The sequence below is a fragment of the Sphingomonas jaspsi DSM 18422 genome (assembly GCF_000585415.1).
Taxonomy (GTDB): Bacteria; Pseudomonadota; Alphaproteobacteria; order Sphingomonadales; family Sphingomonadaceae; genus Sphingomicrobium; species Sphingomicrobium jaspsi.
The window spans coordinates 135966-149087 of the sequence record NZ_KK073876.1 but is presented as its reverse complement, the minus strand read 5'-3'; the positions used below and the strand labels follow the sequence as shown (position 1 = coordinate 149087).

At 66.7% G+C, this 13122-nt stretch carries 13 protein-coding genes; 5 read left to right on the top strand and 8 right to left on the bottom strand.

Annotation, left to right across the window (positions count from 1 at the left end):
* Positions 1–9 precede the first annotated feature (9 nt).
* Together G570_RS00795 and G570_RS00790 are read left to right on the top strand one after the other, a co-directional pair.
* Positions 10–906 (top strand): MbnB/TglH/ChrH family RiPP precursor modification enzyme, encoded by an 897-nt coding sequence (locus G570_RS00795; protein ID WP_037498138.1) that lies wholly within the window; start codon positions 10–12, stop codon positions 904–906.
* Positions 903–1349, top strand: coding sequence for a hypothetical protein (locus G570_RS00790; protein ID WP_037498137.1), 447 nt, complete (start codon positions 903–905; stop codon positions 1347–1349). The genes G570_RS00795 and G570_RS00790 overlap by 4 nt, the downstream gene beginning before the upstream one ends.
* Positions 1350–1353: 4 nt before the next feature.
* Here the strand turns inward: G570_RS00790 and G570_RS00785 are convergent, their stop codons facing one another.
* On the bottom strand, positions 1354–2934 hold the full coding sequence (locus tag G570_RS00785; protein ID WP_037498135.1) for a lysine--tRNA ligase: 1581 nt from the start codon (positions 2932–2934) through the stop codon (positions 1354–1356).
* A gap of 42 nt (positions 2935–2976) precedes the next feature.
* On the opposite strand from G570_RS00785, the gene G570_RS00780 reads away from it, so the two are divergent.
* Both G570_RS00780 and G570_RS00775 read left to right on the top strand, forming a co-directional pair.
* Complete coding sequence (locus tag G570_RS00780; protein WP_037498133.1) at positions 2977–5676, top strand: ATP-dependent DNA helicase; 2700 nt, start codon at positions 2977–2979, stop codon at positions 5674–5676.
* Positions 5673–6167, top strand: coding sequence for a SixA phosphatase family protein (locus G570_RS00775; RefSeq protein ID WP_037498130.1), 495 nt, complete (start codon positions 5673–5675; stop codon positions 6165–6167). The genes G570_RS00780 and G570_RS00775 overlap by 4 nt, the downstream gene beginning before the upstream one ends.
* Here G570_RS00775 and G570_RS00770 read toward each other — a convergent pair.
* The 7 genes from G570_RS00770 to G570_RS00740 all read right to left on the bottom strand — a co-directional run bounded on the left by G570_RS00770 (position 6164) and on the right by G570_RS00740 (position 11325).
* Positions 6164–6580, bottom strand: a complete 417-nt coding sequence (locus tag G570_RS00770) for a MerR family transcriptional regulator (RefSeq protein WP_037498127.1) — start codon at positions 6578–6580, stop codon at positions 6164–6166. The two genes, G570_RS00775 and G570_RS00770, sit on opposite strands and share 4 nt — an antisense overlap.
* A 2-nt stretch (positions 6581–6582) precedes the next feature.
* Positions 6583–6909, bottom strand: coding sequence for an integration host factor subunit alpha (locus G570_RS00765; RefSeq protein ID WP_051503897.1), 327 nt, complete (start codon positions 6907–6909; stop codon positions 6583–6585).
* 109 nt (positions 6910–7018) lie between these two features.
* The gene (locus tag G570_RS00760) at positions 7019–7978 is read right to left on the bottom strand and encodes a beta-ketoacyl-ACP synthase III (RefSeq protein ID WP_037498124.1); all 960 of its coding nucleotides are present in this window, start codon (positions 7976–7978) and stop codon (positions 7019–7021) included.
* Entirely contained in the window at positions 7975–9036 is a 1062-nt protein-coding gene (gene plsX / locus G570_RS00755) for a phosphate acyltransferase PlsX (protein ID WP_037498121.1), read from the bottom strand. Before plsX ends, G570_RS00760 begins: the two co-directional genes overlap by 4 nt.
* 30 nt (positions 9037–9066) lie before the next feature.
* Positions 9067–9246 carry a 50S ribosomal protein L32 gene (gene rpmF, locus G570_RS00750; protein WP_037498117.1) on the bottom strand — a complete coding sequence of 60 codons (180 nt, stop codon included), beginning with the start codon at positions 9244–9246 and terminating at the stop codon, positions 9067–9069.
* 150 nt (positions 9247–9396) lie between these two features.
* Complete coding sequence (locus tag G570_RS00745; RefSeq protein WP_037498114.1) at positions 9397–10062, bottom strand: MBL fold metallo-hydrolase; 666 nt, start codon at positions 10060–10062, stop codon at positions 9397–9399.
* A 9-nt stretch (positions 10063–10071) separates the two neighbouring features.
* Complete coding sequence (locus tag G570_RS00740) at positions 10072–11325, bottom strand: dipeptidase (RefSeq protein ID WP_037498112.1); 1254 nt, start codon at positions 11323–11325, stop codon at positions 10072–10074.
* A gap of 56 nt (positions 11326–11381) precedes the next feature.
* On the opposite strand from G570_RS00740, the gene pabB reads away from it, so the two are divergent.
* Entirely contained in the window at positions 11382–13121 is a 1740-nt protein-coding gene (gene pabB, locus G570_RS00735) for an aminodeoxychorismate synthase component I (RefSeq protein WP_037498109.1), read from the top strand.
* The last annotated feature ends 1 nt before the right edge of the window (position 13122 follow it).

Genomic DNA, 13122 nt, shown 5'->3' with positions numbered 1-13122 from the left:
CCGCCACCGATGGGGATCGCAGACCCGGCCGGTGATGCTCCGCGGCTCGGCGTGGGCATCATGGCCAATCTGGCGATCGCCCCATTTGTCTGTGCCCCCGGGGCCGTCGACTATGTCGCGGTCACGCCGGACATGTTCTGGACCGACCGCGGCAGAAGCGGCGGCTCCGGGGCACAGCGATTCACCGATGTCGCGGCGTGGGTAGCCATGCTGGACGATGCGCGGCTGCCGACGGTGTCGCACCATATCGGGCTGTCGATCGCCAGTGCGGTTCCGACCGACCATGGCTATGTCGCGCAAATGGCGGCGTGGGCCGAGCGGTGGGACGCATCTTGGATCAGCGAGCATCTCGCCTTCGTCGCCATTTCCGATGGGGACGGGCCTGCCGCCGCCGGGCTGGCGTTGACGGCGCCGTTCGATCTCGACGTGCTCGACCTCGCGGTGGAGCGCGCCAGCTATGTGCGGGAAGAGACCGGACGACCGTTCCTGCTCGAGAACAGCCCCTATTATGTCGCGTTCGAGGATTCCGACCTGAGCGAGGCCGACTTTCTCAACCGCTTCTGCGACCTGAGCGGCAGCGGACTGCTGCTCGACCTGCACAATCTCTACTGCAACACAGTCAATCATCATTTCTGCGGGCATCGCTTTCTCGACCACCTCGACCTTACCCGGGTGATCGAGGTGCATATCGCCAACGGGTCGGAGCTGGGCGGCATGTATGCCGACAGCCATTCGGGCGCGCCGCCGGAGCCGGTGTGGGCATTGCTCGACGATCTTGTATCGCGCGCACCCAATTTGCGCGGCATCACCTTCGAATTTCACGACAGCTATCTGCCCTTGATCGGGTTTGAGGGCATCGCCGGGGTCATCGCCCGGGCACGTAAGGCGTGGAGCCGGCGGATATGACGCTGGCCGCGTTCCAGCGCGCCTTCGCCGACCTCGCCGCCTCGCCGACCCTGTGCCTGGCGGTGCGGGACCGCCCCGACACGGCATTGGCGGGCTATGACCTGAACAAGCGTGAGCGGGACCGGTTGGTGAAGGCCGTGTGGCAAAAGGGGATGGACGCCAATTGCACCCTGTACCGGGCGACCCGGATCGCGGCGCTCAACAGCATCGCGCCGCTGACGCTCGGCGCGTTGAAGCCGGTGCTGCGGGACCTGCTCGACGCCTATTGGGCCGAGCACCCCGTCCATGACGTGCGCTTCCTGGAGGAGACGACGCGGTTCATCGACTGGCTCGACCGGCATCGCGCGCGCTTGCCCGAGCCGGCGGACGCGATCATCGCGCTGGCGCGGCGCGAGCTGACGGCGGACAAGGCGCGGCTCACGTCGCCGATGCTGGCCGGTTAGCGGGTCAGGCCGCCAGCGCTTCGGCGATCAGCTTGCGGGTGTTGTCGACGCCGTAGAGGGCGATGAAGCTGCCCATGCGCGGGCCCTGTTCGGAGCCGAGCAGGGTTTGGTAGAGTGTCTTGAACCAGTCGCGCAGGCTCTCGAACGGGTGGTGCTTGCCGACCTCGAACACGACGTTCTGGATTTCGTCGCCGGGCGTGTCGGGACCGAGCTTGGCGAGTTCGGCGTCGAGTTCCTTGAGCGCGTCCACTTCGTGCGCGATCGGCGCGCGGCGCTTCAGGCCGGGCACGACGAAGTCCCGAGCGTAATTGACCGCGAGGCCGATCAGCGTATCGAGCTCGGCGTCCTTTTCGGGTGAGGTGTCGGGCGCGTACTTCTGGACGAATTTCCAGGCGATGTCCTTGTCATGCACGCCGGGGAGCGAGACGAGGTTCAGGAGCAGGCCGTAGGTCAGCGGCATTTCGCCCGGCGGGATGTCGCCAGCATGGATGTGGTGCGCCGGATTGCCGAGCCGCTTGTCGACTTCCTGTGCCGTGTAGTTGCCGCGGAACTGGTGATATTCGTCGACTGCCTTGGGCACGAGGCCGAGGTGGAGGTTCTTGGCGCGCTTGGGCTCGCGATAGAGGTAGAAGGCGAGGCTGTTGTCGCTGCCGTAGGTCAGCCACTCTTCGAGGCTGAGGCCGTTACCCTTCGACTTCGAAATCTTCTCGCCCTTTTCGTCGAGGAACATTTCGTAGATCAGGCCTTCGGGCTTCCGGCCGCCCAGCAGCTGCGCGATCTTGCCCGACTGGACGCCGCTGTCGGTCAGGTCCTTGCCGTACATTTCATAGTCGACGCCAAGCGCGACCCATCGCATCGCCCAGTCGACCTTCCACTGCAGCTTCGACTGGCCACCCAGCGCCGACTGTTCGACGCGGGTGCCGTCTTCGTTGGTGAAGGCGATGGTGCCGGCGTCGGCGTCGATGACCTCGACCGGGACCTGCAGCACGACGCCGCTGGTCGGGGAGATGGGCAGGACCGGCGAATAGGTCTGGCGCCGTTCCTCGCGCAGGGTCGGCAGCATGATGTCCATGATGCCCTGGTAATTGCGTAGGACATTCTTCAGCGCATCGTCGAACGCGCCACTGTTGTAACGGCTCGACGCCGAGACGAATTCATAGTCGAAGCCGTACTGGTCGAGGAATTTGCGCAGCAGCGCATTGTTGTGCGCGGCGAAGCTTTCGTCGTCGGTGGGGAACGGGTTGGGGATGCGCGACAGCGGCTTGCCGAGGTTGGCCTGCAGCAGCTGCGGATTGGGGACGTTGTCCGGCACCTTGCGCAGGCCGTCCATGTCGTCGCTGAAGGCGATAAGCCTTGTCGGCGCGCCGCCGGTCAACTCCTCATAGGCGCGGCGGACCCAAGTGGTGCGGAGGACCTCTGTGAAGGTGCCGATATGCGGCAGGCCCGACGGACCATATCCGGTTTCGAAGATCATCGGCTCGCCGTTCGGCTTGCCGCCCGGCCAGCGCTTGAGCAGTTTACGCGCTTCCTCGTACGGCCATGCCTTGCTGGTCAGGGCGGCGTTACGGATCAGCTCGTCGCTCAAAGGTTGTCCTTTCGTTCTGGGCTCGCCATTGCTTTGGGAGTCGTGCCCACCCCTTTGCCTCTTCCGTCGCTCCATGCAACCCATGCCGGGATTTGGGTCTCGTCCAAGGGCGAGGTGCGCGAGGCGTCGCGCGGCGAAGCGATCGGGCGGCTGGCGGAAACGCCGCACGTCATTTTGAACGCGCCGCTGGTTGGCCAGCGCTTGGGCTATCCCGACGTGTCGGGGCTCGATCTGCTCGAGCTTTACGCGTTCGTCCACCCGGCGCGGTTCGCGGTGCCGACGGTGGCGGGGATGGCCCGGGCGTGCGGGGTGACGCCCCTGCAGGGCGATGCCGAGGCGGTGGGGACGCTGATCGCAATTGCCGAGGCGCTGCTGGAAACGCTGGCCGATCCGGACTGGGCCGAGCGCGAGGGGGCGTGGACCAGCAATTCGACCTTGTGGCGGTTGGGCTGGGGCTGGGCGCCGTTCGTCGGGCAGCGGCTGGCCAAGCCCGAGCGGGGCGAGCGGATGCTGTTTTCGCGCCTGCCGCAATGGGAGGAGCAGGCCGAGCGCGCCAAGCCGCGGACAGTGACGATCCCGCCTGAGGATGCCGAAGCCAAATTGGAGGCGCTGACCGGGCGCGGCAGCGAGGTGCGCGAAGGCCAGCGGCGGATGGCAGGCGAGATCGCTCGCGTCTTCAATCCGCGCCGGGCGGAAGGCGAGCCGAACATGCTGCTGGCCGAGGCGGGAACGGGCATCGGCAAGACGCTGGCCTATCTCGCGCCGGCCTCGCTGTGGGCCGAGAGAGCGGGCGGGACGGTGTGGGTATCCACCTTCACCAAGGCACTGCAGCGGCAGCTTGATGCGGAAGGCAAGCGGCTGTTCCCCGACGAGGAGGAGCGCAAGCGGCGGGTGGTGATCCGCAAGGGGCGCGAGAATTACCTTTGCCTGCTCAACCTCGAGGACGCGATGCAGGGCGCGTTTTCGGGACGGGCGGCGGTGCTGGCGCAGCTGGTAGGACGCTGGGCGGCGTATTCCAAGGACGGCGACATGGTCGGCGGCGACCTGCCCGGCTGGCTGCCGAGCCTGTTCCGGCGCGCGGGCGCGACGGCACTGACCGATCGGCGCGGGGAATGCGTCTATGCGGGGTGCCCGCATTACCGCAAATGCTTCATCGAACGGGCCGAGCGCTCAGGGCGCGAGGCGGACCTGGTCATCGCCAACCATGCGCTGGTGATGGTCAATGCCGCGCGCGGGCGGCCCGATGCACCGACGCGGATCGTGTTCGACGAAGGCCATCATCTGTTCGACGCGGCGGATTCGACCTTTGCCGCGGCGCTGACCGGTCAGGAGGCGATCGAGATCCGCCGCTGGATCGTCGGGCCGGAGGGCAAGTCGCGCGGCCGGCGGCGCGGGCTGTCGGCGCGACTGCTCGATGTCATGAGTTACGACGAAGAGGGCGCGATGGCGCTCGACGCGGCGGTCGAGGCGGCGCGGGCGCTTCCGTCGGACGGGTGGATCAGGCGGCTGGCGGAGAATGATCCTTTCGGGCCGGTCGAGACGCTGCTGAGCGAGGTGCGCGGCACGGTTTATGCGCGGGCCGATGCACAGGATGCGGGGTACGGGCTGGAAACCGAGCTGGCCGAACCCGATGGGCGGCTGGTCGAGGCGGCAGCCGAGGCGATGGCGGCGTTCGAGGCGTTGGCCAAGCCGTTGGCCGCGCTGGGACGACGACTGGAAGCGATCCTTGAGGATGCGCCGGACTGGCTCGACAGCCAGGCGCGGGCGCGAGTCGAAGGGGCGATCAACGGGCTGACCTGGCGGCGCGAGACGCTCGGCGCGTGGATCGCGCTGCTGGGCCGGGTCGGCGGGGTGGCCGATCCCGATTTCGTCGATTGGCTGGCGATCGACCGGGTCGAGGGCCGCGAATATGACATCGGCATCCATCGCCACTGGCTCGATCCCACCAAGCCACTGGCGCGGGCGGTGCTGGAACCGGCGCACAGCGTGCTGGTGACCAGCGCGACCTTGCGCGGGAGTGAGGGCTGGGACGCGGCCGATGCGCGGACCGGGGCGGTGCACTTGCCCGCGCCAGCCCGGCATTTCGAGGCAGCGAGCCCGTTCGATTATGGCGCCAACAGCGAAGTGCTGATCGTCACCGACATCGGTCGCGGCGACATCCCGGCGCTGGCTGGGGCCTATGCGCGGCTGATCGAGGCGGCGGGCGGCGGGACGCTGGGGCTGTTCACCGCCATCCAGCGGCTGCGCGCGGTCCATGCGCGGATTGCCGACCGGCTGGCACGCGAGGGGCTGCCGCTGCTGGCCCAGCATGTCGATCCGATCGACACCGGCACGCTGGTCGACATCTTCCGCGACGACCCGCACGCCAGCTTGCTGGGCACCGACGCGCTGCGCGACGGGGTCGATGTGCCGGGCGAATCGTTGCGGCTGGTGGTGATGGAGCGCGTGCCCTGGCCGCGGCCGACGGTGCTGCATGCCGCGCGCAAGCTGGCGGGCGGGGGCAGCGCCTATGACGACCGCGTGGTGCGGGCGCGCCTGGCACAGGCGTTCGGGCGCCTGATCCGGCGGCAGGGCGATCGCGGCCAGTTCGTGATGCTGTCGAGCGCCTTTCCCTCGCGATTGCTCTCCGCTTTTCCCGACAGCGTCTCCGTTCATCGATTGACGCTTGATCAGGCAGTCGTGCGGGTCGAAGCTTTCGCCCGTAGTAATGCGTTGAGTCCTCCACAAAAGGTCGATGGATGAAAACGCTTCTCCTCCTGCGCCACGCCAAGTCCGACTGGAGCGGGGGTGAGGAGGATTTCGACCGGCCGCTGAACGAGCGCGGCCGCGCCGCAGCGGCGCGGATGGCCGCGGAACTGGCCGGTGAGCCCATCGACGCTGTCATCTGTAGCCCGTCCGTCAGGACGCGGCAGACGCTGGAACTGCTCGCGCTCCGCGTCGAGCCGGTATTCGAGCAGCGCATCTACGAAGCCGGATCCGACCGGGTGATCGGCCTGATCGCCGAAACCGACGATCGCCTCCATCACCTACTGCTGATCGGTCATATGCCCGCAATTGCCGGCGCGGCGATGAACCTGGCCGGCGGCGATACGGGCGAAGGATTTCGGCGATTGCGCGAAGGCTATCCGACGGCGGCGCTCGCCAAGCTCAACCTCGACGTCGCAAGCTGGCGAGACGTGCGGCCGGGCTGTGCGAGGGTCGAGCGGTTCGTCCGCCCGCGCGAATTGGCCTAGTCGGCGAGCGCGGCGGCCAGCCGGTCGCGCAGCGCCATCAGCCGGAAGACATCGACGCCGCCACCCTGCTCTGACGGCACCGGCGCGTCGAATCCGCCGACGGCTTGCGGAATGTGCATGGCGGGCGGCGCTTCGATCGGGGTCGCAGCAACGGACACGTCGTCCGCTCGCTTCTCCTTGAGCAGCTTCTGGACGCCCTTCACCGTATAGCCTTCTTCGTGGAGAAGTCGGTGGATGCGGCGCGCCAGCGCGACATCGTCGGGCCGGTAATAGCGGCGGTTGCCGGCGCGCTGGAGCGGCTTAAGCTGCGGGAACTTGGTTTCCCAGTAGCGCAGGATGTGCTGGGCGACGCCGAGCTCCTCGCTCAGCTCGCCGATGGTGCGAAAGGCGTCCGGGGCCTTTTCGCCGGCCATCGTTACCCGCAGATCCGGTCGCGCATGATCTGGCTGGCGCGGAAGGTCATCACGCGGCGCGGCGCGATCGGCACTTCGACGCCGGTCTTGGGATTGCGGCCGACCCGTTCGCCCTTGTCGCGCAGGATGAAGGTGCCGAAGCCCGAAATTTTGACGTTCTGGCCTTCGCTGAGCGCGTGGCACATGTGGAACAGCACCCGCTCGACCACGCTGGCGCTTTCGGCGCGCGACAGGCCCAGACGATTGTGAACAATGTCGGAAAGGTCGGCACGGGTCAGCGTGCCCGACAGCAGTTCCGGATTCGAACGGGCAATACCCGCATCGGCCATGATAATTCTCCGCCCCCAAAATCGGTGCCGATACGCGTGGCACCCTACATTACGCTAACGAACAAATTGCCGGTCGGCAAACCGACTTTTGCCCGTTTTTACAGAAGCTTCAATAGCGAATCGCTGCAGCGCCCCACGTAAAGCCACCGCCCATCGCTTCCAAGACGAGCAGGTCGCCGCGCTTGATTCGGCCGTCGCGGACCGCGACGTCGAACGCCAGCGGCACCGAGGCTGCCGACGTGTTGGCATGCCGGTCGACCGTGACGATTACCTTTTCCGGCGGCAAACCGAGCTTCCTGGCGGTCGCATCGAGGATGCGGGCATTGGCCTGGTGCGGCACGACCCAGTCGACGTCGGCGGCGGTAAGGCCGGTCGCGGCAAGCACTTCGCCCAGCACGTCGGCGAGGTTGACCACGGCGTGCCGGAAAACTTCGCGGCCCTTCATGCGCAGCTTGCCCACCGTGCCCGTGGTCGAAGGACCGCCGTCGACATAGAGCAGGCCGTTGTGGCGGCCGTCGGCGTGGAGCTTGGTCGACAGGATGCCTGCTTCGCCCTCTTCCGCCTGGAGCACGATCGCGCCGGCGCCATCGCCGAACAGGACGCAGGTGGTGCGATCTTCCCAGTCGAGGATGCGGCTGAAGGTTTCCGCGCCGATGACGATCGCGCGCTTGGCATTGCCGCTGCGCAGCATCGAATCGGCGACGGACAGGGCATAAAGGAAACCGGTGCAGACCGCGGCCACGTCGAAGGCGATGCAGTCGTCGATGCCGAGCATCGCCTGCACCTTGGTCGCGGTGGCCGGGAATGTCTGGTCGGGCGTCGCGGTGGCGAGCACGATGAGGTCGATGTCGGCCGCGGCAATGCCGGCGGCGTCCAGAGCCTTGCGCGCCGCATCGGCCGCCAGCGTCGCAGTCGTTTCGCTGTCGTCGGCGATGTAGCGGTTGCGGATGCCGGTACGCTCGACGATCCATTCGTCGCTGGTGTCGACCTGGGCGGCCAGTTCCGCGTTCGACACGCTGCGCTTGGGAAGGGCCGAACCGGTCCCCTTGACGACGGAACGCAGGGTCATTCGCCCGGATTTTCCAGCGCGGCTTCAGGCGCAAAGGCGTGCGCGCGGAAATCGTCGAGGTCCTCGGCGATCTTGCGGGTGATGTCGTTCCTTACCATCGACGCGGCGACTCCGATGGCATTGGCGACCCCCTTGTAGTTGGCGCTGCCGTGGCTTTTCACCACCAGCCCGTTGAGGCCGAGGAAGACCGCGCCGTTGTGATTGTTGGGGTCGAGATGGACCTTGAGCAAGTTCAGCGCCGGCTTGGACAGAGCGAAGCCGGCCTTCGAACGCAGCGACGAGGTGAAGGCGCGGCGCAGCAGGTCGGTGATGAAGCGCGCGGTACCTTCGGCCGTCTTCAGCGCGATGTTGCCGGAAAACCCGTCGCAGACGACGACGTCAACGTCGCCGCGCGCCAGCTTGTCGCCCTCGGTGAAGCCGTCGAACAGCATCGGCAAGTAGCTCGCCTCGCGCAGCATGGCGGCGGCTTCCTTCAATTCGTCGGTGCCCTTCAGCTCTTCGGTGCCGATATTGAGCAGCTTCACGCGCGGGCGGTCGAGGCCGAATACGCTGCGCGAATAGGCCGAGCCCATGACGGCGAACTGGACGAGGTTCTGCGCGTCGCATTCGGTGTTGGCGCCGAGGTCGAGCATGACGACATCGCGTTCGAGGGTCGGCAGCAGCGCGGCCAGCGCCGGCCGGTCGATGCCGGGCATGGTGCGCAGCGCCAGCTTGGCGATGGCCATCAGAGCGCCGGTATTGCCACCGGACAGGGCGGCATGGGCCTGGCCGTCCTTCACGGCGTTGATCGCCATGCCCATCGACGTGGTCTTGGCGCGGCGGATCGCCTGGCTCGGTTTTTCGGAAGCCTTGATCTGGTCGGGCGTGTGGTGGACGGTGACGACGTCCAGCAGCGGGCGGTGCTTTTCCAGCTCCGCCGCGATTAGCGCTTCGTCCCCGAACAGGTCGAAGCGCAGCGATTTGTCCTGACGGCGCGCACGGGCCATCCCGGCGACGAGGGCCGCCGGGCCGATGTCTCCACCCATGGCGTCGATTGCGATGCGGGGGCTCACGGCCATGCCTGAGTGCCCTTCCTTCGCGCCCGCCGCTTAGGCTTCGGTCTGGCTGATCTCGCGGCCGTTATAGTGGCCGCAGGCCGAACACAGGTTGTGGGGGAGCTTCAGCTCGCCACAGTTCGGGCATTCCTGGAAGTTGGTCGGCGACAGCGCGTGGTGGCTGCGACGCATGTTCCGCTTCGAGGGCGAAGTTTTTCTCTTAGGGACGGCCATCTCGGCTCTACCTTCAAACTGCTAGTCAAAAAAATTGGCGACTCTCCTCGCCCAGCTCAACGTGGTTCCCTATCGGGACCCCCGCGGCGGCGGCCGGATCGTCGCGAACGAGAGGGGCCTATAGCGAATATCCGCGCCGACGCAAGCGATTCACTTGGTACCCAGAACCTTGTCCGCGACGAACGGATTGGTCTGACGTTCATGGGCGAAGGTCGACATCGGGCCGTGGCCGGGGACGAATCGCGTGTCGCCGCCCATCGGCCACAGACGTTGGACGATCGAATCGATGAGGTCCTGGTGCACCCCGCGCGGAAAATCGGTGCGGCCGATCGACCCCTGGAACAACACGTCGCCGACGATCGCCAGCTTCGATTCGGGGTGGTGGAAGACGACATGGCCCGGGGTGTGGCCGGGGCAGTGGCGGACGTCGAACGTCAGCTCGCCGACAGTGACAATGTCGCCGTCGACGAGGTAGCGGTCCGATTTGAACGGCTTGCCGTTGATGCCGTAGCGGTGGCCGTCGTCTTCAAGCCGGGCGATCCAGAACAGGTCTTCTTCGTGCGGACCCTCGATCGGCACGCCCAGTTCCTCGGCCAGGATGCCGGCTTGCCCGCAATGGTCGATATGGCCGTGGGTGATGAGGATCTTCTCGATCGTCACGCCCGCTTGGGCCGCCGCGGCCTTGAGCTTGTCGAGGTCGCCGCCCGGATCGACGAAGGCGCCGCGCATGGTCCTGGTGCACCACAACAACGTACAATTCTGCTGCAGCGGGGTGACCGGGATGATGGCGGCGCGAAGGGGCGGCTGGTCGGACATGGCGGCGCGTTATGGCTTGGGCGGCAGCTTGTCCATCGCGGGGGCGACGTCGCGCATCGCGGTCGCGGTCGCCTCGGCGCCGCGAAGCGCGCGCAGCACGTTGCCGCCGGCCAGCTTGGCGAGGTCGGCGTCGGTCCACCCGCGGCGGATCAGTTCGGCGAAGAGCAGCGGGTAGGTCTCGACCCCGGTCAGCCCGTCCGGCGTATAGGGAATGCCGTCGAAGTCGCCGCCGAGGCCGACATGGTCATGGCCTGCCAGCTTTACGGCGTGTTCGATATGGTCGGCGACGGTCGCGACGTCGGTCTTCGGGCGCGGGTGGGCCAGGTCCCATGCCTTCAGGCCGTCTTCGACCGCCTTGCTGCTGGCGCGGTTGACGTTCTTGAGCCTGGCCTGCTCGGCATTGCGTTCCCCGTTCCACGCCCAGACGTCCTTGGAAATGAAGTCGGGGACGAAGTTGATCATCACCACCCCGCCATTCTTCGGCAGCAGCGCCAGGACGTCGTCGGGCACGTTGCGCGGATGGCCGACGAGGCCAGTCGAGCTGTGCGAGAAGATGACCGGCGCGCGGCTGACTTCCAGCACGTCGCGCATCGTCGTCGGCGCGACATGGCTGATGTCGACCAGCATGCCGAGGCGGTTCATTTCCTGCACCACCTTCACCCCGAACGGCGACAGGCCGTCATATTTGGGATCGTCGGTCGCGCTGTCGGCCCATTCGGTGGTCTGGTTGTGGGTGAGCGTCATGTAACGCGCGCCCAAACGGTAGAATTGGCGAAGCGCGGCGAAGCTGCCGCCGATCTGACGTCCTCCCTCGATCCCGATCAGCGAGGCGACCTTGCCGGCCTTGTGGATACGGACGATATCGTCGGCGGTAAGCGCCCGTTCGAGGTCTCCCGGATAAGCGGCGATCATGCGGTCGACGATGTCGATCTGCTCGATGGTCTTGCGGATCGCTTCGTCGCCGGTGATCGTGCCGTCGATATAGACCGACCAGAACTGGCCCCCGACCCGGCCAGCATGGAGGCGCGCCATGTCGGTCATCAGCGGGTCCTTGGCCCATTTATCGGTGCCGCTGGCGAGGTTGGCGACGCTGGACTCGTGGCTTTCGGACAGCTGCTCGGCGATGTCGTTGTGGCCGTCGATCAGCGGCGTTTTCTTGAGGATACGGTCGATGCGGGCCTTTACCGCGGGGTCGATCGGCTGGCCTTGCGCCAGCGCCGGGGTCGACATCAACAGGGCGGCCATCAGCAGGGCAGTGCGCATCGTATTCTCCAATCCGGGACTGGGCGAGGGTTTACGAAGGGCCATGCGACAGGGCAATGGCCAATGCCATGTGGATCTACTTCGACGATGCCCGGGCCGGTGGCGCTGCGCCGCGCCTCTATTCGGGCGCGTCGGAAATCATCGTCGCCCGCACACAGGCTGAAGTGTTGCCTGCACTCGAGGCAATCCGGGCCGGGGTTCGGTCGGGGTCCCATGCCGCGGGGTATCTGTCCTATGAGGCGGGCTATGCGCTCGACCCGGCCCTCAAATATTCGGCGCGGGACAGCGGTGGTCCGCTGCTCTGCTTCGGGCTGTTCGACGGGTTCGTCAGCCCGTCCATCGACCAATTGCCGGGCGATCCCGACGGGGCGATGGTCGGCGTGCCGCGTCCGCGGATCGGGCCGGAAGAATATGTCGCGGCGGTCGAGCGGGTGCGCGAGCATCTGTTCGCGGGCGATTTCTACCAGGCCAATTTGACCTTCGGCTGCGACGTCGCGGTCGCGGGCGATGTGCTGGCTGTGTACAAAAGGCTGCGGCGCTCGTCGCTGGCGGGTTGGGGCGGCGTGCTGCGAACCGACGAGCTGGCGCTGGTCAGCTGCTCGCCCGAACAATTTTTCACCATCCGCGACGGCGTGGTCGAAGCGCTGCCGATGAAGGGCACCGCGCCGCGTCTTACCGATGCGGATTCCGACCGGGCCGAAGCCGAGGCGCTGGCCGCCGACGAAAAGCAGCGCGCCGAAAATCTGATGATCGTCGATTTGATGCGCAACGATCTGGCGCGGGTGTCGGAGACGGGCAGTGTCGCGGTGCCCGACCTGTTCCGGGTCGATCATTATCCGACCGTGCACCAGATGGTCAGCCGCATCACCTCGCGCCTTCGCGACGGGCTGGACGCGGTCGATGTGCTCAAGACCATTTTCCCGTGCGGATCAGTCACCGGGGCGCCGAAAATCGCGGCGATGCAGGCGTTACGCCGGCTCGAGGGCGAGGCGCGCGGGGCCTACACCGGGTCAATGGGCTGGATCGAGCCTGGGGGTGACGCCGCGTTCAACGTGCTCATCAGGACGCTTGCGTGGCGCAACGGAGCAACAGTCGCGCGATTGGGGCTCGGGTCCGGGCTTGTGGTCGACAGCAAGCCGCGCGATGAATGGGACGAGTGTTTGTTGAAGGGGGATTTTGTGCGTCGGGAAGAACGGCAGTTCGACCTTATCGAAACCATGCGCTTCGACCCTTCCGAAGGCATCGTCGAGCTGGAGCGCCACCTCGCGCGGCTCAAGGGGTCGGCGGAAGATCTGGACTTCAGGTTCGACCGCCATGCGGCGCGGAACGAATTGCAGGCGGCGACCTTCGGCCGCAAGGAACGCGGCATGGTCCGGCTGCTGCTGGCCAAGGGCGGGGCGATGGCGATCCAGGTCAAGCCGTTCGACGATCCCGAAGAAACGCCGGTCCGCGTCGCGCTGGCTCCGTTGCCGGTCGATCCCGGCGATTTCCGCCTGCGCTACAAGACCACCGACCGTCATTTCTACGACAAGGCGCGAAGCGAGAGCGGCGCCTATGAGGCGCTGTTCGTCGATCCTGACGGCCATGTCACCGAGGGCAGCCGCAGCAATGTGTTCGTCGAAAAGGACGGCAAGCTGCTGACCCCGCCGAGCGGGTCGCTGATGCCCGGCGTGCTGCGCGAAATCCTGTTGGAGCAAGGGAAAGCCGTTGAAGCGCCCGTTACCCCTGACGACCTCAAGGACGGGTTTTTCGTGGGCAATATCGTGCGCGGTCTGATTCCGGCGAAGCTCGCCTGAG

What these genes read in the sequence shown, in the direction of transcription:
- G570_RS00795 (WP_037498138.1), top strand. Translation starts at nt 10, where the DNA reads ATGGGGATCGCAGACCCGGCCGGTGATGCTCCGCGGCTCGGCGTGGGC.
- G570_RS00790 (WP_037498137.1), top strand. Translation starts at nt 903, where the DNA reads ATGACGCTGGCCGCGTTCCAGCGCGCCTTCGCCGACCTCGCCGCCTCG.
- G570_RS00775 (WP_037498130.1), top strand. Translation starts at nt 5,673, where the DNA reads ATGAAAACGCTTCTCCTCCTGCGCCACGCCAAGTCCGACTGGAGCGGG.
- G570_RS00770 (WP_037498127.1), bottom strand. Translation starts at nt 6,580, where the DNA reads ATGGCCGGCGAAAAGGCCCCGGACGCCTTTCGCACCATCGGCGAGCTG.
- G570_RS00765 (WP_051503897.1), bottom strand. Translation starts at nt 6,909, where the DNA reads ATGGCCGATGCGGGTATTGCCCGTTCGAATCCGGAACTGCTGTCGGGC.
- G570_RS00760 (WP_037498124.1), bottom strand. Translation starts at nt 7,978, where the DNA reads ATGACCCTGCGTTCCGTCGTCAAGGGGACCGGTTCGGCCCTTCCCAAG.
- plsX (WP_037498121.1), bottom strand. Translation starts at nt 9,036, where the DNA reads ATGGCCGTGAGCCCCCGCATCGCAATCGACGCCATGGGTGGAGACATC.
- rpmF (WP_037498117.1), bottom strand. Translation starts at nt 9,246, where the DNA reads ATGGCCGTCCCTAAGAGAAAAACTTCGCCCTCGAAGCGGAACATGCGT.
- G570_RS00745 (WP_037498114.1), bottom strand. Translation starts at nt 10,062, where the DNA reads ATGTCCGACCAGCCGCCCCTTCGCGCCGCCATCATCCCGGTCACCCCG.
- G570_RS00740 (WP_037498112.1), bottom strand. Translation starts at nt 11,325, where the DNA reads ATGCGCACTGCCCTGCTGATGGCCGCCCTGTTGATGTCGACCCCGGCG.
- pabB (WP_037498109.1), top strand. Translation starts at nt 11,382, where the DNA reads ATGGCCAATGCCATGTGGATCTACTTCGACGATGCCCGGGCCGGTGGC.